Here is a 21,496-nt window from a genome sequence, read left to right as displayed (position 1 = left end):
TGAGGCCCCAGATACAAAAGCCTGGTAATGGTTTACAATAGTTCTATGAATATTGAACAAGCCCAGGCTACCGCTATCATGCATGATATTGAGGATGCGGTCCTTTCTGCCTTTGTAGGCGACGCCTCCGTGGTGCGGCTGGCTCTCTTCGGTCTCTTTGGCGCACTGCATGTACTTATCGAAGATATTCCCGGTCTCGGAAAAACAACCCTTGCCCTGTCACTGGCAAGGGCTGCGGGGCTGACTTTTTCCCGCATACAGTGTACGCCGGATTTATTGCCTGCCGATGTTTTGGGTCTTTCGGTATGGGACAGTAACCAACAGAAATTTGTATTCAAGGGGGGCCCAATTATCGCTCATTTTGTTCTGGCCGATGAGCTCAACCGGGCATCCCCCCGGACCCAATCAGCCTTTCTTGAGGCAATGCAGGAGGGTTCCATCAGTATTGATGGAAGGACGATGCCGTTGCCGGACCCCTTTTTTATGATCGCAACCCAGAATCCCCAAAATTTTGTCGGGACTTTTCCGCTTCCTGAAGCGGAACTAGATCGCTTTGGCTTGAGTTTTTCTATCGGTTATCCTTCCATTGACCACGAACAGCTCATTCTGGAACGGAATGAGACAGCAAAACCCCTGGGGATAGTTGAAACGGTAGCAAACCCTGAAACAGTAACAGCTATGAGAACACGGGTTCGGTCTGTCCATATCAGTAATTCGATCAGGACCTATATTATGGAGATAGTACGTTCGACCCGTACTGCAGCAGAGATAAAACTCGGGGCAAGCCCCCGTGCGGGGATTTACCTCCAGCAGGCTGCCAAGGTGCGGGCTCTGTACGAGGGGAGGACCTTTGTCATCCCTGAGGATGTGGAAGCCCTGGCCAGACCAACCTTGGCCCACCGTATTGTGCTGGCTTCCCAGAGCCGGATGGCGGGCAAACAGGCATCTGCAATTGTATCGGAACTGGTTTCCAGGATACGAAAACCTACCGGATTATAACAAAACCTATGGGCATTCGCATTTCTCCCCTGGGAATTGCAGTTTTACTCTTTTCTATAGCACTTTCCAACAGCTTGCCGGGACTGGCAGGCCCGTTTTCCCGGGTTATGGTGCTCTTTCCCCTTGTTCTGGTATCGGTTTCTCTGATTCAGGTCTGGTACAGTTACCTGAAGTTCGGGTTCCATCAAGAGTTTTCGACGGACCATCCTGTACGGGGCGAAGCAATTCAGTATACCTTTGCCCTCCATTACGAAGGAATACTGCCCACCTGCGGTATTATCTGTCAGTTTACCTTTCAGGGTCCCGGTCTTGCCGGTGCCAGTGAAGAACCGGTATTTTTATGGGGAAAAACGAACACAACCTGGTCCACCACGTTCTGCTGTGCCTACCGGGGAATCTACGCGGTAGGAGTAGAACGGTTTATCTTTAAAGATAGTCTGGGTTTGTTTCAGTTCGCTTACACCGTAGAACCAAGAATATTCTATGTGTATCCTGAAATCATACCCCTCTCTCAGGCGTTAGAGTCCATTTTTATGGGAAGCGGTGAAACTGGACTACGTACCGGTGGAGGTCAGGAAGATGTGGGGGTTTTCGAATCGGTTTATCCCTTACACCATGGAGAAGGGGCACGGCAAATCGCCTGGAAGCGATTTGCAGCAACAGGTATACCCTGTGCCTATCGGACAGCAAAAGCTACTGCCCCAGCACTCCGCGTCGTCCTTGATGCGAGGCCTCCACCACATATTCACAAGGAGGAGGAACGCCTTATAGCAGAAGATATGGCAGTGAGCCTTGTGTTTTCGGTACTCCGGTATATGGCAGAACAGGGAATTCCTACCGATTTCTTTTGCAGCAGTGAATTTGAATCCTATACCATCACTGACCTCGCTTCATTTGAAGCGCTCTATTACCAATCTACCAGTATACTCTTTAATGACAGCCGGTTTCCTCAAGCCGCATGGGATGGAGAGTCTGCGACCTTACTGGTAACCTTACAGACCCCATTTGAATTTGCCAGTGCAACCGGCCCTGATCTATATGCAGTACTGGAGCACCGGCTCCTCAAAGGTTATGGAATACTTCTTATCATCGTTCCTGAACCCTCTCTCGTAGAGATGGTTCGTAAAAAAACTATGGATTTGTTGGAACAACTGCCTTTGAACCAATCCCAGGTTCCCTGTAAAGTACTCGATACCCGGCAGGGAAATGAAGGAATTACCCATGCCCTTGAATAAGCCCTGGCTGCGATCGTTCTTACTGCGATCGCTCTTACTCTGGATTGTGCTGCTTCTGCCCGCTCTGGGTCCCCCGATCCTGCTGGCTTACTTCCTCCATGCTACAGGCCCCCTCTGGATCCCCCTGGTTTGGGCTTCAGTCAGTATAGGTCTAGCAGTACTGATGAAAACTCAAAACGCCGCCAAGAGGTTTATCAAAATAACGAGCTTCCTCTGGCTGGGGCTTGGACTCCTTCTCATCATGGTACTACTTAATGTAAGCAGACGATCCCTGGCTGAAGTATGGTTTCTCATGGTCCGGCAAGGACGCGGCAGGGGCTTCTTTTCCTATTTCGCCTCCCTGGTGTATGGCTTTATGACAGTTGTCTCCTCCATGCTGATACTCTATTATGGTTTCATCGCAGGAACCATTACACTCATGATGGTAAGCCTCCTTACCTGGGCAATCCTATTCAGTCAAACCACAGGGTTTGTTGGCGCCCTGGGCATGGGGATAGTGCTTTTCATAGTGATGAATATACAGCGCTTTCGTCTTAAAACAATCAGACATCTGCTATCCCTTGCAGGCTCGGTCTGTTTTCCCTTTGGTATCGTCGTACTTTGTCTAGCCCCTCTGGTGCCGATCTTCGAAACCCAGGGTACGGATATCAGTCTCCCCGGAATCGATGTAACGCCTCTGGCACTTCAGCTTGCTCCCACCCTGCCGCTCCTTATGGATGTACCAGGATATGGCTTCGATGTTGGTGTGAGCCGTTTTTCCAACCGACTGGACCTTACATCAGCACCTATGTTCGAAATCGAAGGCCCACCGGACCAGGTGATCTATCTTGCATCCGCAACCTATCAGCTCCGTACCGCTGATGGCTGGGCAGAGGATACCTATATACAAGATCCCAGGTTGATGAACGGAGCCGCCCTTACGGAGCCTCTGCCGGTTCTCCGGCTCCGTTTTGTGGGCGAATACTATGATCGGTTTCCCCTGCCTTCAAATGCTTCCCGCTTTATGGTACAAGCTGCTTCCCCAAAAACACCCCTGCTATCGATTACGATTGCTACATTGCAAAGTGGTATCCGATTTGACAGTCCCATCGAACAGGGAACTCTGGTAGAGGTCGCCCTCTCAAAGACTGAAACCTATCCTGAGACCGCTATCGAACTGGGTATACAAGGTGGGGATCCGGTGTGGTATCTCAATCCCGGTCCTGATCCCAGCGGCTGTATCGCCAGGCTCGCCAAGGAATGGCGACCCGGAACTATAGATACGACAACCATACTGGCTGTTGCCAAAGCTGTGGAGATGTATCTCAAGAAACAATATGGTTATTCAAAAAAGGTTCAGGGAGGACCCCGATCATTAGCCCTGGAACGGTTTCTCTTTGAAGAAAAACAGGGTTATTGTCTCCATTTTGCCAGTGCCTTTGTGGTTCTCCTGAGACAGCTTGGTATCCCCGCCCGGATTGTGGAAGGGTTTCGGGTGCAACTGGATGGGCGAGGGCGGGACTTGATTCGAGGCACCGATGCCCATGCCTGGGCTGAAATCTATATCGGTGGTGTGTGGTTACGATTCGATCCTACCCCGGGTAGTTCTCTGATCGAACCCTCTCCGTATCGTATACCCGCGGCTCTTGCTCCTTCACGCCCTGCTGAGCCTGCCGTTACTACTGGGGCTGTTGCCAATCGCTCTTTTGCAGACACGGACCGATTCTGGCAGATCGTTCTTATCGTTCCTGTCACTGTACTGATTCTGCTAGTTCTGTATCAGATATATTGCAGGGGAGATCGTCGGAGATATGTCCGGACACGCCTTAGACGCCGTGTTCTGCAGGCAAAACGGCGGGGCATCCCCGGACCCGAATTGACTGGCTGGCTCCAATGGCAGCAGCGGGTGCTTTCGGTATCCGAGGGGCAAAAAGTACGGGATCTGGAACAATTAGTCCAGGAACATCTGGAATATCACTTTGGTCCCAATCTGAGCTCACGTAAACATTGATAAAGCTTTACCGTATTGCAGTAAGCAGAAATCGTATCCCAACCAGGAGTAGGATGGGGGCTATAGCAAAGTTCACTACCTTGGCAAGCTTTTCGTTCCAGAATTTCTGAACTATAAGAGCTACCAGGGTCACAAGAATAAATTCATACAATGCCATAATCAGCTGAGGCCATGTGGGGAGGTTTAATACCAGTTGGGTTCCCAGGGCGGTCCAAGAGGCGGCTACTACGGCCACAGTCGCCAGGGCATAGGCTTTTTGAGGATGATGCCCCATGGCATTGTTATAGAGCGGAACCGCAAAGGGTTTCCCTCCAGCGGATAAGAGTCCTGTGAGGAACCCGCTTCCAAGACTCACCGGAATAAACCATGCAGGATGGGCTTTTGTTTCCTTTTCAGAAAGGGGTTTAATGATAAAAATGCGCAAACCCACCAGGATGGCATAGATGCCAAGCAGTCCAAGTAATAAAATTGGCTTTGTCTGAAATGCCAGAGCCCTGCCTGTAATACCACCTATAACCGCAGGTATGGTGATAAGCAGCCATTCGTGAGAGCCGGGAGGAACCGCCCCATGCAGGTGTTTTCTTTGGCGGAAAAGAGCCAGCAATGCGGCCAGTGCAACAACCATTAAGTTGATCTGGATAACCTGCACAATAGGCAGGCCTACAATGCCGGTAAGCATGATCACCAGAAAGACCCGGTCTACCCAGGAACGGATAGAAGCTGTAACAAAACCGACAATCAAGGCTGCAAGGAAACCCTTCAGTAATATTGGTATGGTTATAGAAAACATAAAAACTCCTTTGTATATAATATTGTTTATATATAATATTTCAATATTGTGCAATAATGTCAAGAATGTCGAGGCGCCTTTTAAATCTAACCGAGTGTTTAGAGGCACCTGTTGATATGTTGAGCTGAAAGAAAAAAGCCCTGTATGTATACAAGCTGATCTAGTTTTTTGTACTGTGTATGACTCTTTCGATGGCTGTATTGAACTGGTTCCATTGTTCCCGGGTAATAAGGGTGTCCCCGTAAAGGGCGGCTTCAAAGATGGTCGAAATACAGTGAATCGGTTCTGCTAGTTCAGGGAAACGGGGACTTAAGGTCTCTGCATATTCACCGGGGGCCATAGAGGGCCTGCAGGGGACCTTCATGGATTCTCCCCAGCGGAGAAAGCGGATGTACCGGTCTACCATTTTGCCGAGCTGGGCCTGTTTTCGCCGGTCCTTTTTTTCTGCAGTGAGCCGTTCCAATTGGTCCCGCACCTGTTTCAGATTATCTGGATCCAGATCCAGTCCCTCTATCGGAGCTGCTTTCTGGGGCTTAAAATATGAAAGCAATCTACGAAGTCCCTGCAAAATATGGCGGGGCGAAAAAATCTTCCGTACCTTCTCCCAGAAATAGCGGGATTTCAGGGGCGAAACCAGAAAGAAAAGTATAAAAAGCCCCGCTACCACGGCACTGAAAATCCCGAGGATGAGCCACAGAAAGGTCAAATCAGGGGAACTACCAGCAGCCGGTTCCAGGGCTTCTAGATCCCGCTTCAGGGCTTCCATATCGGGCATCTGGGGCATCGGTTCCGGGACCTGGGGAGGCAAGGGGGGCCGTTTCGGCATGAGACCGGATAACCAGGCAAAAAAGGCGAGTATCCATTGAATGGGGAGTAAGGATGAAGTCCCTGCTCCAAGGAAGGCCAGGATAAAGGTACCCAGGAGCAGCATGACAATGGTGCGGACCTGATGGCTTCGGCTGTCCTTATCGGGGGCTATACCTGCGCCGGCATCGTACTGTTCCCGTTTGTAACGGCCTATAAGACCGGTCATCAGGGGATAGAGGAACAGCAGGGGAAGAACAAAGATCTGGGATATGAGGCCCTGTTCCGGGTAGAGGAACCCATGAAGGGCGGTTTCGACTACTATGATGGATACAAGGATGCGGCCCATGGTCAGAATCTTTCTGAACCCCCAGAGCGTATCCTCTGCGAGGGTCCCCGTATCCCTCAGACGGTACTGTAATTCCAGACCCTGGGCGCTTTCAATTTCTGCCAGTAAAAGCTCCCGATCCCGAAGGGCCCCCTGAATAAGCACAGAAAAGATCCATTGCAGGAGACCCAGGCTGGTGACAGTTATGTTGAGCAGGGAAGGCCTGAGCAAGGCAGGGAACCAAAGCAAAGGGGAGGCCGCCGGACTGTCAGCTCCGCTTGCGGAGCCGCTACTGATGATGGGGCTTCCTGCCCTTGTTCCGGGACCAAGCAGGGATACCAGGGAAGCGGCCAGGTAGAGAACCAGCGTTACAATAATAAGTTCCCGGAGCCGGGCCGCAAAGCCAAGACGCTCCTTGTGGAAGAGATTCCCCAGCAGAACCGTAAGGATACCAACAACAACTGCCAGAAGCAGCGCTACAAGAGGCTGTACGGGCCAGGAGGGGATCCAGCGGGAAAAAAATCCAACCTGGGTAAAAAGAAAACAGGCGGGGATACTCACCGCTATGAGGGGATGGACAAATTCAGTAAACCGTTCCTGTTCAGCCATGGCTTTCGGTCTCCATTTCTCGTACTGGTATACTCTTTTCGTGGAGCCTTTCCAGTTCCTCCTTTTTCGGTACAATACAGTACACGATAAAATCACCGCCCTTAAGACGGGTTAAAAGCAGTAATTCCAGCAAAGTATCCGCTAGCACCGGGCCCACATAGCATACCCGGGACCGGTAGGGGAGCCGCTTAAGGGCTTCGGTAAAGATATGGTAGCTGGTCTCTTCCGATAGGGTAATCCGGGCGAGGCTGTCCAGGATGACAAGCCGGTGTTCCCGGCCGCTTTCGATGTGGAGGGGCTGGCCGTCCTCTGGGAGAATACCGGTACTGATACAGCCCACACTCTGGTCTACAAGGGATGCGGAGCTGATGAGGGAAGCTGCGTATTCAATACACCGCTCGGCATACATATACTGGCTTTTCAGGGGAAATGCAGGGGCCGATAAATTGAGGAGCACCAGGAGGGGTACATCAACACTGGACTCAAACACATTGGAAATCAGCATCCCCGCATGGGCGCTGGCCTTCCAGTTGATGCGCCGCAACTCATCCCCTTGCTGATATTCCCGCAGAGCCCGGTAGCGGCTTGGATCCTCATGGAGGATATGTTTTGTTTTGATGGTTCCCAGGGGATAGCCGTCGTAGGCCTGGTAGGGCAGGGGAAAGACTTCAGGGTACACGATAACCGTGGTCCTATCAGGTTGTTCAAAACTGCGCTCTTCCCAGCCAAAGAGATCCCGAATTATCAGTTTCACCGGTCCTAGCGTCCACAGGCCTCGTTCATTGGGGCGCAGGGTATAGGAAATGGTTCTGCGGCTCCGTTTTCGCATATCGAGCCGCATGCGGCAGAGGCTCGTAGGGTCCAGGGAGCCCGTTGTATCAGAAATGATTGCATTGAAAAGAGGAAGATAACCAGTGTTGATGACCTCCAGTTCTATGCCGGTGCTTTGGTTTTTGTAGGTTCTGATCACCGGGTCCTTCCGTCGTATCTGGATGTGCCTCCCCATATACCTAAGATAGAACAGATTGATACAGAGCAGTAAAAACCAGAACAGGGCAACGAATCGCAGCCCCGCCACCGGGGCAAAGAGAAACACCGCAAGTAAAAAAATACTCTGAATCAGCCTCTTTCGGCCTTTCATACCCCTTCCTTAAAGACCGGCACGGGGACACTATCGATAATCGACTCGATAATCCGTTCCACACTGATATTTTTGATGATCGATTCGGGGTGCAATATAAGCCGTTTCCGGAATACATCTGCCACAAGGCCCTTAATATCTTCCGGTATCACATAGGAGCGGCCTTCCATGGCTGCCCATGCCTGACTTGCCCGGTATAAGGCAAGGCTCCCCCGTGGAGAGACCCCAAGCCGTACCGAAGGATGGTTCCGGCTTGCGACTGTGAGAGCCAGCATATAGTCCCGCAGGCTGCTGTCCACATGGATGCGGGTTACCGACTCCTGCAGAGCCACAATTTCTTCAGGTCCTGTGAGGGATTTGAGGGCTTCTACCGGGTGGGTAATCTGGCGCTGGCTTTCCAGCATGACCGCTTCGGCCGCTGTATCGGGGTAGCCGATGGAGAGGGACAGGAGAAACCGGTCCTTCTGGGCTTCCGGCAGGGGAAAGGTTCCTTCAAACTCCACGGGATTTTCGGTAGCTACAAGAAAAAAGGGGTCCGGCAGTTGGAGCCGCCTGCCATCAATAGAAATTTGCCGCTCCGCCATGGCTTCGAGAAGGGCCGCCTGGGTTCGGGGAGTAGCCCGGTTAATTTCATCCACCAGAAGCATGTTGGTCATAATCGGTCCCTGTCGGAAGAGGAACTTTTGCTGTTCCGCTGACCATATGGTAACCCCCAGCACATCCGCTGGCAGAAGGTCCGGCGTACACTGGAGCCGTTTGAACTGGGTACCCAGACTGTTCGCCAGAGCCCGGGCAAGGATCGTCTTCCCCGTTCCGGGCACATCTTCCAGAAGTACATGACCCCGGCTAAGGATCGCGCAAAGCAGTTTCCGAATTACCCGGCGTTTGCCGTAAAAGACCGTTTCCACCGAACTCGTGATGGCATCGGCCCATTGCTGTATTGTTCGTTCCATGGGAACAGTATACCATAATTATATAAATTGTATCCTATACTAGGAGCAAATCCCTATTTTGGGCCAAATATAAAGAAGTGTACCGCTATCAGATCGGTGACTATAGACTTTTTTATACGGTTTCTGAAACAACCAGTTGTGGTATTTATCATTGATATAGAAGACCGAAAAGATACGTACTAACCTTTTGGGAGCATCTGTGTCCTATGCCATGAGGGCGGCCTGGCGTTTAAAGTGGTCCTCCAGCACAAGGGCGGTCATGGCTTCTACCACCGGGACAATCCGGGGGAGTATGCAGGTGTCGTGGCGGCCCTCGGTGCGGATTTCTGTTTCTTCTCCCTTCAGGTTGATGGTCCTCTGGGGTTTTGCGATGCTGGAGACGGGCTTTACGGCGATGCGGAAGATCAGTTCTGCCCCGGTACTGATGCCTCCGATAATGCCTCCAGCGTTGTTAGTGATAAAGCCGTTACTGTTCATCCAGTCATTGTGTTCACTGCCCTTCATGTCCACTGCAGCAAAGCCCGCACCGAATTCGATACCCTTGACGGCCCCCAGGGAAAGCATAGCATGGGCCAGCTCCGCGTCGAGTTTGTCAAAGACCGGTTCTCCAAGCCCCGCCGGAAGCCCCCGGACCCGGCACTCCACGATGCCGCCGGCGCTGTCCTGTTCTTCCTGTAGCTGCCTGAGCCGCGCTTCCATGGCCGCCGCTGCGGTGAGGTCGCAGGCCCGCAGGGGGTTCTGCTCGATCACCGATTCGTCAAAGGTGGTGCAGGGAATGCCCGCAGCCCGGATCGTATAGGCTACAATCTGGACCCCCCTGCGGGCCAGCAGTTTCTTTGCCACCGCGCCGGCGGCAACCCGGCCGGCGGTCTCCCGGCCCGACGCCCGGCCGGACCCGCGGTAATCCCGGATCCCATATTTTTTAAGATAGGTAAAATCCGCGTGGCCCGGCCGGAATTTATCCTTTATGTCATCGTAGGCTGCGGGCCGGGCATCCTTGTTGTACAGGATGAGCAGGATGGGAGTGCCGGTGGTCCGGCCTTCAAAGACACCGGACATGATGTGTACCTCATCGGCTTCCTGCCGTGGGGTAGTGATAAAGTTTTGTCCGCCCTTCCGGCGGTCCAGCTCTTTTTGGATATCCGCTTCGCTGAGTTCCAGCCCCGGTGTGACCCCGTCGATTACAACCCCCACCGCTCCGCCGTGGGATTCTCCAAAGGTGGTAATTCTGAAAAGGTGTCCAAAACTGCTCCCTGCCATAATGACCCTCCAGCCTGATGACCATACTATGATAACTGCATCATACAGAAGCTTACCGCTTGTATCAATCATGAAGCACAAAAAGACGGGGGTACCGGGTCTGCATTTCGATCGTTCTTTCTGCTATCATGGTTTATATGATCCATCAAACTGAATTCACTCATTCTCATGGATATCATGGGGGTAATCGTTCATTGTTACTACAAAGAGCCCGCAGTCTTGGTTGGACCGGAGCTGATGCGGCTTTTATTGATGCCAGTGTCAACCTTAATCCCTTAGGTCCCCCGGATTTTCTTAAAGAAGTACTGTTTCAATCCTATGAAAGACTAGTAGAATATCCTGATCCTTCATATGGGGAGCTATCTGCCCTAGTAATACAATACCACCAATGTAATTCTAATATGGATGTAGTGTTTGGTAATGGGGCAGATGATCTTATTTTTGCCTTACCCAGGATGCTTAAAAAAATAACCGGTGGCAGAGCTCTGATTCGGATCCCTTCCTATGGGAGTTATCAGGAAGCACTAGAATTGGCGGGTTTTGCTGTACAGACTGAACAAAATTGGGATAGGTTTTTCTGTAAGTTTGATGAAAGATTGGATGATGAGCCAGATACGATGTGGTTTGGAGCTCCGAATAATCCTGATGGGGAACTCCCGCAAGATTATCCGGATGGTGTTGTAGCCTTTGCAAGGAAAAAACCGAAGATTTATTTTGTTATCGACGAATCGTTCATCGATTTTACCCTGGAAACTTCTTTACTGAACAGGGAAATGGTTCCTCAAAATATTATAGTGCTCCGATCTCTGACAAAATTGTTTGCTGTACCGGGGCTTCGGATTGGATATGGGATCCTTTCAAAAGAACTGGGGTACCAGCTCCGAAAAGAATTGCCAAACTGGCCCCTGAACTCCCTGGCAGAAGCTTTTTCACGCCGAGTCTTTAGCGATGCCTCAATTCTCGATTTCATCCAGAGAACTAAACAGTATGTTGCAACGGAGCGGTCCCGTATTATGGGAGCCCTATCATCATGGTATGACCTATGCCCCAGCAAAGGAAATTTTTTTCTCCTGCGGCCAAGGGATGGTGCAGAACAGGCAGGAGCGTTTTTACGTGATTATTGTCTCCGCCGGGGGCTTGCGCTCCGGGACTGTAGTAATTTCCCCGGTCTTGGGTCTTCCTGGTCACGGTTGGGCTTAAAGAATTTTTCTGAAAATGATCAAATGCTTAAGATACTTCTCGATTTTGTTGGAGCTCATTCATCTATGTATCATGCTACCACCCATAAAGACCTGGAATGACCTGAACCTGATGGGAACCTATGTATATGGTATTTTTGATAATGATCAATTCCGAATCAAGTTTATCAATATGCTGAGAAGACGAAAAGGCCTTAGTCCCCAGCACTCCCTACAGAGGCTCCCAGGACAGATCGGGAAATTCAGAAACTGGCGGCATTGGTGGAACAGCATTGCCAGATTGATGTACTGTTACAACATCTGGGGTTATCATGAACAAGTATGAATCGCTGTTTGCCATTTTTGCCGCCTTAGGACTGGACTTCCTTATTGGGGATCCGGTTTTTGCTCTCCATCCGGTGCGGCTTTTAGGGAATTTAGCATGCAAAGCAGAAACCTGGTCCCGGCGGCTTTTAGGCTGTGAGTCTTCTAGGGTATCCAATGGGACGAGGGAAAAAGCTCTTCCTATCCTCAGGCTGAGGCTAGCTGGTATGCTTTCCTGGTTTATCGTTACCATCCCGGCTGCTTGTATTCCCCTGGCAGGACATAGATTATTATTAAAATGTGGGTTTATGCCAGTTTTCATCTGGGACAGTCTTATTATTTGGGCTTCCTTTGCCATCAAGGACCTGGTTCAACACGCCCGGGAAGTAACCCTTGCTTTAGAACGGGATGTCCTCGAAAACAAGGGAGGGACACAACCCCATCATGGCCGAAAAGCGGTGTCCCTGCTGGTTGGGCGGGATCCTGAAAAGCTCGATTCAGAGGGAGTCGCCCGGGCTTGTATAGAAAGTGTGGCTGAGAGCTCTGTGGACAGTATCGCAAGTCCGCTCTTGTATGCCGTTCTTTTGGGCCCCTGGGCGGCCCTGCTGTACCGGGCAATTAACACAATGGACTCAATCTTTGGTCATAAAAATGATCGGTACCGCTATTTTGGCTGGTGGGCCGCCCGATCAGACGATGTAGCTAATTTTATTCCAGCCCGTTTCTCTGCTCTGGCGGCGTGTCTTTGTGCTTCCTTTGTGGGAGGTTCTATTCTGGAGGCATGGAACATTTTTATCACCTATCGTAAGGCCCATGAAAGCCCCAATTCGGGCCATCCCGAGGCAGCCTATGCGGGGGTGCTCAATCTAAAGCTTGGAGGCCCCACCTGGTATCCTGAAGGTTTAGTGGATAAACCCTGGATACATCCTGAAGGGAAAGCTCCTGATACATCGGATATAGCAAGGGCCCTTCGGTTACTGTACTGGAATACAGCTGTAACAATACTGGTTCTCTCCCTTTGCTTCCTGGCTTTTGCTGTACTTTAAAACATCTCCAGTGAAATTCTGGGCGCTTCCATGGTTTTACCCAGGCTTTCCGAAGCGTTGGTGGCAGGATTGCAATTCAGCTCAAACCGCTTTGCTTGCTCCCGCTCTAGCGCTTATGAAAAAGAAAGGTATCGAAATTGCCTGCATGACTACCGAAAACACTATAGCCCATGGGATCGAGATATCATACAGTACACCGAAAAGCGCACTGCCTGCGAACCACGAAAACCCATATACCATATTGAAAAATCCGTACGCGGTGGCCCTCTTGTCTTTTGATGCAAAATGCGCAATCGCCGCACGCATGATTGATTCCTGTGCACCCATTCCTACTCCCCAGAGCATAACACCGATAAGCGCAAGCGTTCCATTGTGTTGAAATCCAAAAACGGGAAAAAATAATGACAGTGCTGTCGATATGACCAAGGCTCTGATCCCAATCTTGTCATAGAGGGATCCAAAAATAAGCGCAAACACAGCATCAGTGCCCATTGCAATCCCATAGTAAATTGCTATGGTCGATGGTTTCATCAGGTCGCCTTTCTGAAAATGATAGGCAAGGAGGGTATAATCGACAAATCCTACTGCTACCAAAGATGCCGCAATAAGATAGAACCAGAATGCCTTCGGAAAGTGAGCCCCTCTGAGATTTTCTTTTTGGGCAGTTTCGAGGGCTTGAGGATGAGGATAACGAATTCGGGTTGCCATGAGGATGATCAAAGCGGTGAGTGCAGGGATGAGCAAAAAGGAAAAGGCATGCTGCATCGTACCTCCAGCAGCCAGTACGACGGTAATAATAAGAGGACCTGTTGTGGCACCGATTTGATCCAGCGCTTCATGTAAGCCGAAGCCTTTACCATGTCCGGTTTCCGACGTTGCATGGGACAACATTCCATCTCGTGCAGGGTTCCGTATAGCCCGCCCGGCTCGTTCCAGAATCATGAGCAGTGCGGCAATCTGCCAGCTGCCTGCAAGCGCAAGGAGCGGCACCGAAAGCAAATTGACTGTGTATCCGACGCCGGTTACGAGCCAATAGCGCTTTGTCTTATCGCTCAAATAGCCAGAAGCAAAACGCAATGCATATCCGACAAACTCACCGAAGCCGGCAATTGTCGCAACCGCAGCTGCAGAAAGCCCCAGGCTCGACAGAAAAGGCCCCGTGATGCTGCGCGCTCCTTCATGGGTCATGTCAGAGAAAAGGCTCACCACGCCAAAAAGGACAATAAATAGATAAGCCGCCGAAAGGGAGGAAGAAAGCTTTTTGTCATCAGGATTCTTTGCTTTGGCCATAGCATAACTCCTTCATAGGAGTTATCGGCCAGGAAGGCGGTTCAGAGCGAATGCGCTCGTTGGTGAACTCCATCACCTCATACCTTGTAAACACAAAGTAAACTTTTGTAGTTGTTTTTGTCAATATATGATGAGAGGTCTATGAAAAAAGCGCGGCCATATCGGTGCAAAAACCTGTTTCACGAACGAGCACCCAACTACAGAAAAGAAGCCCGCCCTTATCGTGGGAAACCAGCTGTATATTGGGGAGTTTTTCACTGCCCAAGGGTCCGTGTCGGGCCTGGTGGGAACCTGGGTTCATGAGTCGATGAGGAAAAAATGGGAGTCCAATACCTATATGCAAACCTATTACAAAACTGAATACATTTTTAATGCTAATGGCACTGTCATTTATAAAAGATATGAATCCAACACAGGGACTTACAACGATCCTACTAGCACAGACTCAGGTACCTACACCTATTCCAACGGGACCATGACTGTAACTGATATGCAAGAAAACAATGGTGCTTATAAAATCTCTATCCTCAACAATAAATACCTTATTTTGGGTAATGAAACATCTCCTTCATTCTGGGCCTATCTAAAGCAGTAGGTCGCCGTCGGGGCCCCTACCGGTCTTGCCCCATCTGGACACTTGTGGGGCCCCATGCTTTGGGGCCCTGCGCAGGTTCCAGCACCGGTTCAAGCGGCTCTGGCTCTTTTAGGTGGAGCTGATACACTGCCTCAAGCCGGCAGGCTCCCAGGTCGAGCCGCTTGCGATTGTTCAGTCCACCTTTTATACTGAATCCTATGAAGCTTTCACAAAAGGTCATAGACCAGATACGCTTCCTGCTTGAGCAGGATGTCCGGATCGCTGCAGCCTATCTGCTGGGTAGCAGTATCCAGGGGCGAATGAGGCCAGACAGCGATATCGATGTGGCTGTATTACCATTTCAGGGTATAGCTTTGCATAGTTTGGACCTAGCAGCGATTGGGGGGCATATTTCCTATGAGGTAGGTCGGCAGGTTGATGTGGGGCTCCTGTCCTCCGCTAACCTGGTCTACGCACGGCAAGTCCTTGGTGCAGGTTATCGTCTCTTTACCAAAGATCCCTTTTATGTAGATCTTATGGAAACAAGCCTCATCAGCATGTATCTCTGGTTTACCGAAGAACGAAAGGAATTAGTTCATGCTTATCAACGTTGATGATGTAATGCTGAATAAAGCTGCCATCATTGAGCGCTCCATACGCCGGGCTTTGGAAGAATTTCAACAGGACCCGACATTAACCAAGTTCACCCATATCGATGCCCTTACTTTGAACATAGAACGGGCGTGTCAGGCTGCTATAGATTTGGCAATTCATATTTGTTCTGTATCTCACCTTGGAATACCTCAGACCAGTGCTGATGCTTTTAGAATTCTGGAAAAATCTCAAATACTTTCCAAAGAAACTGCGAAGGCAATGGTTGCTATGGTCGGCTTCAGAAATGTTGCCATACATGAATATCAACAAATGGATATGGCAGTTCTGCGCTCGATAGCCGAAGAAGGCTGGAAATCCCTGGTACACTACGTCGCAGAATTGGGAATGGTGATACGACCATAGGTACATAGTATTTCTATTCACCGATTGGTATTCGGATCATCAGATTATATAAAATGTCTATCAAATCTGTTATACTTTTCCCATGGCAATCATTCGTACCGTAACGCACCGGGATGCAGAGGCTATAGCCCGGCTTTACGACTACTATGTGCAAAACACCACCGTAACCTTTGAGGAAGAACCTGTCTCGGGTCGGGAAATGGCCCGTCGGATCGATGATATTACCGCCCAGTATCCCTGGCTGGTCTATGAAGACTTTGATCAGGTTCTGGGTTTTGCCTATGCAGGGAAATGGAAGGGCCGGTCAGCCTATCGCTATACGGTAGAATCGACGGTCTATGTGAGCCGGGATGCCTGCGGAAGAGGCGTCGGTTCGGCCCTGTATAACAGGCTGCTGGCGGAACTGCGGGAACAGGGGCTCCACCTCGTTATCGCCGGGATCGCCCTGCCGAATCCTACAAGTCAGGCCCTCCATGAGCGCTTCGGTTTTCGCAAGGTGGGGGAGTTTACCGAGGTCGGGTACAAATTCGGCACCTGGCTTAATGTGGGCTATTGGGAGCTAAGGTTATGAGGCCCCCTGCGTTCATCAACCTGAACTTCTTATTCCTTCTCTTTATATTGATGAACCCCCTCTGGGCCGAGGCGGGTATGGCCGGGGATGGGCAGTCTGGGGAAACCAGGTCGATTCCATCTCCAGAGCGGCGAATTCAGGGGGTGTATTTTACCGAAACAGGATGCAAGCACTGCGACCTCTTTTTATACAGCCAGAAACAGAAGTATGAGGCAACATCGGGGGTACATCTGGATCTTGAAACCTACGACATCCTGTCGCCTGAGGGTTATAAACGCTGTGTAGACCTGCTGGCCGAGCGGGGTCTGCCGTTTACTGTGTTCCCCGTTCTGTTTATCGGTAACAATGTGTACCGGGGTTCGACCGAAATTGAACAGAATGTGCCCCTGGAACTGGCGGCAATCCGTGATACCGGTAAGGCTCGGCTCACGGTGCCCGTATCCGGCGGAAGCCCCGCAGTTTCGTTAGCCGCTGAGACAAAGTCTGCGGTGCCTGCAGCCAGCGGGGAATCCGCACCGGGTTCTGTTCCCGCACCGGGGACCGCTGCGGCCTTCGGGACTCTTCTCACCATCCTTGCCGCAGGTCTTCTCGATGGAATAAACCCCTGTGCCTTTTCCACCCTGCTCTTCTTCCTGAGTTTTATTGCCCTCAGGCGGCAGGAAAAACGGGCCCTGATGATCGTCGGTTGTTCCTTCATCGGTGCGGTGTTCTTTGCGTATTTTCTTATGGGACTTGGTTTGTTACAGGCCTTACGGTCTCTGCTTTCTGCAGGCCGAGCGACCTATTATGTGAAGGGTGCAGTTTCTCTGGTCGCAGCAGTCCTGGTGGTACTCAATCTTCGGGATGCGCAGCTTGCCCGGCAGGGCAGGGCACGTGAGTCGATCTTGCAGATGCCACAGGGGCTGAAACAGCTTTCTCATAGGGTTATTCGGTCCTTTTCGGTTCTGCCCCTCATGGCGCTTGGGGCAGCCCTTACGGGCTTTCTTGTTTCAGTCATTGAGCTTGCCTGCACTGGTCAGGTATATCTGCCAACTTTGGTCTATATGAACCAGTCCTCCCTGAGTCATTGGAGTATGTTTCTGCTTATGCTGTATAATGTTGGATTTATTATACCTCTTGTTGTAGTATTTATATTAGTCTTTGTTGGACTACAGCATGAAAAAATCAGGGGCTGGTATGGGAAGCACCTTTGTGTCGTACGGCTTAGTACGGCGGTGCTTTTTGGAGTGATGGGAATGGTGGTGTGGTTGTAGAAGGAGCAACTATGTTATATGTATTGTTGGACTTGTTAGTACTAGCCTTTCCCTTGACGTTGTCCTTTAATCGAAAAGTAGGCTTTTATAAATCATGGCCTGCGGTTTTCTCGGCCATTCTGGGAATCCTGTTTGTTTTTGGTGCCTGGGATGTCTGGAAAACGTCCATCGGGGTCTGGTCATTTAATCCGGGTTATGCAGGAACCTGGAATGTTTTGGGGCTCCCCTTAGGGGAATGGCTTTTTTTCATCTGTGTGCCCTATGCCTGTATGTTTATATTGGCCTGTGTCCGGGCATATATTTCTGATCGGATTGTTCCAATCCCCCTCCTGTTCTGGTATCTTGTAGCGGCAATTTTTATCATCCTGGGTTTTATATTGATGAATAAAACCTACACCGGTGTGGTTTTTATTGCTGTAGCGATTGCCATCCTGGCGGTTCGATTTCTTACCCCATCTAATCTTACATCCACCAATTTTTGGCTTGCCCTCGCATTAACCTATATTCCTTTTTTTATCACCAACGGATTCTTAACGGGTTTGCCAATAGTTCTTTATGACGATAGCCGGAATTTAGGCATTCGTATTGGAACCATTCCTCTGGAAGATTTTTTCTTTAGTCTCTCTATGTTACTTATTGCGTTTTCTTTGTATGACTTTTTTCTACAAAGAAAAAAGCGATCTGTTGTTATAGATACTTGATTTACTATTGTTCTTTCTGTAGAAACAGAGATATAATTCATATATTATGATACGTATCGCAAAAACTGAAAATGGTCTGATAAGGGGTTTTCCAGCTGCAGATCCCCGTATCACTGTTTTTAAAGGCATTCCCTTTGCCGCCCCTCCAGTTGGGAACAACCGATGGCGGGCTCCACAACTCTGTACTCATTGGGATGGGATATACAATGCCTATGAATATGCATCCATTTCAATACAGGATACTCCAGGCTTGGGTACAGACATATATTGTCGGGAGTGGCATGTAGATCCCCATATCCCCATGAGTGAAGATTGTTTATACCTGAACATATGGACCGGTGCACAGCATCCTGATGATAAACTCCCCGTCGTTGTATGGTTTTTTGGAGGAGCTTTCCAGTGGGGCTATACAGCGGAAATGGAGTTTGATGGAGAGCGCCTTGCCCGCCGGGGCATTGTTGTTGTTACCGTGAATTACCGGCTGAACCTGTTTGGTTTTTTAGCCCATCCAGAATTAACCGCGGAACAGGAAGAAAGCCCCACGAATTTTGGACATCTTGATCAGAGAGCAGGACTACTTTGGGTGATCAGGAATATCAGTCATTTTGGTGGAGATCCCGGGAATATCACGATTGCAGGACAGTCTGCTGGCGGGATGAGCGTCATGGTTCATCTTACCAATCCTTCAAACTTCGGGCTGTTCCAGAAGGCCATTGTACAGAGCGGCATGATCACAAGCCCCTATCCCCATAGTTTTTTTGGTCCCCCTCCTTCACTAAAAGATGCAGAAGCCCAGGGGGTGGCTTTTTTCTCGTTCCTCGGTGTACGCACCCTTTCGGAAGCACGACAGTTGGATGTGAAATACCTTCTCAGAAAATATAATGAATTTGTAAAAACCCATCCCAGGATGATGACTGTTTATGATAACAAGACCTGCTATGGAAACCCCTTATATCTGTATATGACAGGTAGCCATGCCCATGTACCGTTACTCACTGGAAATACCTTAAACGAGTTTATGAGCGGCATAACTGCTGCAACTGAAGAAGCCTACAGAATGCAGGTTAATACTTTGTTCGGTGATAAAGCGGAACGGTTTCTCCGATGCCCCGAGGCGTGGATGCATCACCCTGATATTGGATATGCACCCATTAATACCATTGAATATACCACGAAAAGTGTTCTTCTCAAAAATCAAGCTCAGGGTGGTACAGAACCCTGTTACTATTACCAATTTATGCCCGATATCCCTGGCTGGGATAATCCAGGAGCATTTCATTCATCGGAACTCTGGTTTTTCTTCGAAACCCTGGCAAAATGCTGGAGACCCTTTAAGGGCTATCATTATGACCTTGCACGAAAAATGTGCAATTACTGGACTAACTTTGTAAAGACCGGAGATCCAAACGGTCTTGATCATGATGGAGTTCCCCTTCCTGAATGGAAGCCCTATGGTAATGCTTTACCATACCAGTTGCTCTTTGAATCTGCGGGACCGAAACTGGTTTTACAGCCAGAATCGGAGTTTACAAAATTGCTTATAGATAAGCTTGCACATCAAATCTTAAACGAAGAAGGGAACAATGATGAAAAAAACTCAGGTTTTTAACCCTTATTTACCATCCTGGGAGTATATCCCCGATGGAGAACCCCATATTTTTGGTGACCGACTCTATGTGTATGGATCCCATGACCTCTATAACGGATGGGTCTTCTGCTTGGGAGACTATGTCTGTTGGTCTGCTCCGATACATGATCTGTCTGATTGGCGGTATGAGGGTGTTATTTATAAAAAAACCGATGATCCGATGAATAGGGACGGAAAGATGTGTCTCTATGCCCCTGATGTAACCATGGGTCCCGATGGCCGATTTTACCTGTATTATGTGTTGGACAAAGTCTCGGTGGTATCTGTTGCGGTCTGCGATTCCCCTGCAGGTACATATGAATTCTATGGATATGTACAGGATAAGCAGGGTAACAGGTTGGGAGAGAGACCCGGTGATCAGCCCCAGTTTGATCCTGGGGTATTAACAGAATATGAAAAAACCTACATGTATACCGGATTCTGTCCCCGAGGAGATGCAAGCCGTAAAGGTGCCATGGTAACCGTCTTGGGCCCTGATATGTGCACCATTGAAGAAGAACCGGTTATTGTTGTTCCTGGTTGTGAGTATAGTAAAGGTTCTGGCTATGAAGGCCATGAGTTTTTTGAAGCTTCATCGATCCGTAAAATGGGTAATACCTATTATTTTGTATATTCTTCCATAGTAATGCATGAACTTTGCTATGCCACAAGCAGTTCTCCTACGGGTGGTTTTATGTATGGGGGGGTCATCGTCAGCAATAGCGATATGCACATTGCCAGTTATAAACCCGCTGAAAAGCCGATGGCCTATGGGGCAAATAACCACGGCGGGATGGTCCAGGTTGGCAAGGATTGGTACATCTTTTATCATCGTCATACCAACGGGACCTGGTTCAGCCGGCAGGGTTGTGCCGAGAAAATTACGATTTTACCCGATGGGACAATTCCTCAGGTCGAGATTACTTCCTGCGGTCTCAATGGTGGACCCCTGATAGGGAAGGGCTATTATCCGGCATATATTGCATGCAATCTCTTTACCGATGAAGAATCGGTCTATGTTAATGATGGAGGGCAGTTTCCCAAGATTATGCAGGATGGTGCTGATGGTACAGAAGTCCCCGGTTATATCGGCAACATGAGAACTAGCGCTACTGCGGGTTTTAAATATTTCCAATTTTCCGATATAAAGGAAATTATTGTGTTTACCCGGGGCTATGCCCATGGTGTTTTTGAAGTAAGAACCACCTGGGATGGACCTGTCCTTGCAGAACTTCCGATTGTCAGTTCCAATGTATGGGAAGCATCCCGCAGTACCATAAAAATTCCAGACGGCATACAGGCCCTGTATTTCACCTATAGAGGCAGCGGTAGTATCAGCCTCAGGGGCTTTGAACTGGTGTAATGCTAAAAGGGAAAGTTGCAAAGGGCGCAATGGTGGTTTGCTTAGATCCGCTTAATATACAGGGGGGTAGAGGTAATTTCTTTGTCATCTATATACAGTATAAAATTGATGACCGTGGGCATCTTGCATTTGAGATCTGAAAAGGCATAGAGCAAATGCACTACGGAAGAGGCATTTCCCACATCCCGGATAGTGAGGCTTCCTTCTACCGGTTGTACATAACTGTTCCCGTCGATATCCCGGGCTTCGATACGAAAACTGTGGGTCCCCAGTTCCCAAAGGTCAAAACGGAGCCGTACCGCCAAAGAGAATGACTGGTGATTCATAGGAAAACCCTTGGCTACAATGGTATCGAAGGTTCCCACAATGGTAAGCTTCCCGTTGTTTTCCTGGGCAAAATCACAGAGTGTATAAATTTCTATCTTCATAAACAATAATTACTT

21 protein-coding genes and 1 riboswitch are annotated in these 21,496 nt (G+C 49.5%); of the genes, 13 read left to right on the top strand and 8 right to left on the bottom strand.

Features of this window, described 5'->3' with window-relative positions:
* Window positions 1-45 precede the first annotated feature (45 nt).
* Genes SPICA_RS11755 through SPICA_RS11745 form a run of 3 tightly spaced genes read left to right on the top strand, consistent with a single transcriptional unit; the run spans window position 46 to window position 4,224 of the window.
* A complete protein-coding gene (locus SPICA_RS11755; protein ID WP_013969707.1) occupies window positions 46-999 on the top strand; it encodes an AAA family ATPase in 954 nt (317 codons plus the stop codon).
* A gap of 8 nt (window positions 1,000-1,007) precedes the next feature.
* A complete protein-coding gene (locus tag SPICA_RS11750; RefSeq protein WP_013969706.1) occupies window positions 1,008-2,234 on the top strand; it encodes a DUF58 domain-containing protein in 1,227 nt (408 codons plus the stop codon).
* Window positions 2,221-4,224, top strand: coding sequence for a transglutaminase-like domain-containing protein (locus tag SPICA_RS11745; protein WP_013969705.1), 2,004 nt, complete (start codon window positions 2,221-2,223; stop codon window positions 4,222-4,224). Before SPICA_RS11750 ends, SPICA_RS11745 begins: the two co-directional genes overlap by 14 nt.
* A 7-nt stretch (window positions 4,225-4,231) precedes the next feature.
* On the opposite strand, the gene SPICA_RS11740 is transcribed toward SPICA_RS11745, so the two are convergent.
* From SPICA_RS11740 to aroC, 5 genes are all read right to left on the bottom strand, one after another.
* Entirely contained in the window at window positions 4,232-5,014 is a 783-nt protein-coding gene (locus tag SPICA_RS11740) for a TSUP family transporter (protein ID WP_013969704.1), read from the bottom strand.
* A gap of 160 nt (window positions 5,015-5,174) precedes the next feature.
* Window positions 5,175-6,755 (bottom strand): DUF4129 domain-containing protein, encoded by a 1,581-nt coding sequence (locus SPICA_RS11735; RefSeq protein ID WP_013969703.1) that lies wholly within the window; start codon window positions 6,753-6,755, stop codon window positions 5,175-5,177.
* On the bottom strand, window positions 6,748-7,896 hold the full coding sequence (locus SPICA_RS11730; RefSeq protein ID WP_013969702.1) for a DUF58 domain-containing protein: 1,149 nt from the start codon (window positions 7,894-7,896) through the stop codon (window positions 6,748-6,750). Before SPICA_RS11730 ends, SPICA_RS11735 begins: the two co-directional genes overlap by 8 nt.
* Complete coding sequence (locus SPICA_RS11725; protein WP_013969701.1) at window positions 7,893-8,849, bottom strand: AAA family ATPase; 957 nt, start codon at window positions 8,847-8,849, stop codon at window positions 7,893-7,895. Before SPICA_RS11725 ends, SPICA_RS11730 begins: the two co-directional genes overlap by 4 nt.
* A gap of 204 nt (window positions 8,850-9,053) precedes the next feature.
* Window positions 9,054-10,109 (bottom strand): chorismate synthase, encoded by a 1,056-nt coding sequence (gene aroC / locus SPICA_RS11720; RefSeq protein WP_013969700.1) that lies wholly within the window; start codon window positions 10,107-10,109, stop codon window positions 9,054-9,056.
* Window positions 10,110-10,246: 137 nt separating this feature from the next.
* Between aroC and SPICA_RS11715 the strand changes: the two genes are divergently transcribed.
* Together SPICA_RS11715 and cbiB are read left to right on the top strand one after the other, a co-directional pair.
* Window positions 10,247-11,410, top strand: coding sequence for an aminotransferase class I/II-fold pyridoxal phosphate-dependent enzyme (locus tag SPICA_RS11715; RefSeq protein ID WP_169311884.1), 1,164 nt, complete (start codon window positions 10,247-10,249; stop codon window positions 11,408-11,410).
* Window positions 11,411-11,619: 209 nt separating this feature from the next.
* Complete coding sequence (gene cbiB, locus SPICA_RS11710; protein ID WP_013969699.1) at window positions 11,620-12,657, top strand: adenosylcobinamide-phosphate synthase CbiB; 1,038 nt, start codon at window positions 11,620-11,622, stop codon at window positions 12,655-12,657.
* Window positions 12,658-12,738: 81 nt separating this feature from the next.
* Here the strand turns inward: cbiB and SPICA_RS11705 are convergent, their stop codons facing one another.
* Window positions 12,739-13,947 carry an MFS transporter gene (locus tag SPICA_RS11705; protein WP_013969698.1) on the bottom strand — a complete coding sequence of 403 codons (1,209 nt, stop codon included), beginning with the start codon at window positions 13,945-13,947 and terminating at the stop codon, window positions 12,739-12,741.
* A gap of 8 nt (window positions 13,948-13,955) precedes the next feature.
* Window positions 13,956-14,033, bottom strand: a riboswitch (Fluoride riboswitch).
* A 137-nt stretch (window positions 14,034-14,170) separates the two neighbouring features.
* Between SPICA_RS11705 and SPICA_RS11700 the strand changes: the two genes are divergently transcribed.
* Window positions 14,171-14,542: a lipocalin-like domain-containing protein gene (locus SPICA_RS11700; protein ID WP_041396235.1), complete on the top strand. Its 372-nt coding sequence runs from the start codon at window positions 14,171-14,173 to the stop codon at window positions 14,540-14,542.
* Window positions 14,543-14,558: 16 nt separating this feature from the next.
* Here SPICA_RS11700 and SPICA_RS11695 read toward each other — a convergent pair whose 3' ends face one another.
* The gene (locus tag SPICA_RS11695) at window positions 14,559-14,762 is read right to left on the bottom strand and encodes a hypothetical protein (protein WP_041396234.1); all 204 of its coding nucleotides are present in this window, start codon (window positions 14,760-14,762) and stop codon (window positions 14,559-14,561) included.
* Here SPICA_RS11695 and mntA point away from each other — a divergent pair.
* The 7 genes from mntA (at window position 14,740) to SPICA_RS11660 (ending at window position 21,053) form a co-directional block, all read left to right on the top strand.
* A complete protein-coding gene (mntA, locus tag SPICA_RS11690) occupies window positions 14,740-15,135 on the top strand; it encodes a type VII toxin-antitoxin system MntA family adenylyltransferase antitoxin (protein WP_013969696.1) in 396 nt (131 codons plus the stop codon). The genes SPICA_RS11695 and mntA overlap by 23 nt on opposite strands.
* Window positions 15,119-15,538: a type VII toxin-antitoxin system HepT family RNase toxin gene (hepT, locus tag SPICA_RS11685; protein WP_013969695.1), complete on the top strand. Its 420-nt coding sequence runs from the start codon at window positions 15,119-15,121 to the stop codon at window positions 15,536-15,538. The genes mntA and hepT overlap by 17 nt, the downstream gene beginning before the upstream one ends.
* 82 nt (window positions 15,539-15,620) lie before the next feature.
* Window positions 15,621-16,109, top strand: a complete 489-nt coding sequence (locus SPICA_RS11680) for an arsinothricin resistance N-acetyltransferase ArsN1 family B (protein WP_013969694.1) — start codon at window positions 15,621-15,623, stop codon at window positions 16,107-16,109.
* Window positions 16,106-17,362 (top strand): cytochrome c biogenesis CcdA family protein, encoded by a 1,257-nt coding sequence (locus tag SPICA_RS11675; protein WP_013969693.1) that lies wholly within the window; start codon window positions 16,106-16,108, stop codon window positions 17,360-17,362. The genes SPICA_RS11680 and SPICA_RS11675 overlap by 4 nt, the downstream gene beginning before the upstream one ends.
* Window positions 17,363-17,373: 11 nt before the next feature.
* The gene (locus tag SPICA_RS11670; protein WP_013969692.1) at window positions 17,374-18,063 is read left to right on the top strand and encodes a lycopene cyclase domain-containing protein; all 690 of its coding nucleotides are present in this window, start codon (window positions 17,374-17,376) and stop codon (window positions 18,061-18,063) included.
* 46 nt (window positions 18,064-18,109) lie between these two features.
* Window positions 18,110-19,672 carry a carboxylesterase/lipase family protein gene (locus tag SPICA_RS11665; RefSeq protein ID WP_013969691.1) on the top strand — a complete coding sequence of 521 codons (1,563 nt, stop codon included), beginning with the start codon at window positions 18,110-18,112 and terminating at the stop codon, window positions 19,670-19,672.
* Window positions 19,647-21,053: a family 43 glycosylhydrolase gene (locus tag SPICA_RS11660; protein ID WP_013969690.1), complete on the top strand. Its 1,407-nt coding sequence runs from the start codon at window positions 19,647-19,649 to the stop codon at window positions 21,051-21,053. Before SPICA_RS11665 ends, SPICA_RS11660 begins: the two co-directional genes overlap by 26 nt.
* Window positions 21,054-21,094: 41 nt before the next feature.
* Here the strand turns inward: SPICA_RS11660 and SPICA_RS11655 are convergent, their stop codons facing one another.
* Window positions 21,095-21,481 (bottom strand): DUF6941 family protein, encoded by a 387-nt coding sequence (locus SPICA_RS11655; RefSeq protein WP_013969689.1) that lies wholly within the window; start codon window positions 21,479-21,481, stop codon window positions 21,095-21,097.
* Window positions 21,482-21,496 lie beyond the last annotated feature (15 nt).

The sequence above is a fragment of the Gracilinema caldarium DSM 7334 genome (assembly GCF_000219725.1).
GTDB classification, from domain to species: Bacteria; Spirochaetota; Spirochaetia; order Treponematales; family Breznakiellaceae; genus Gracilinema; species Gracilinema caldarium.
The sequence above is the reverse complement of the archived record's forward strand: the minus strand, read 5'-3'. Positions and strand labels throughout refer to the sequence as shown.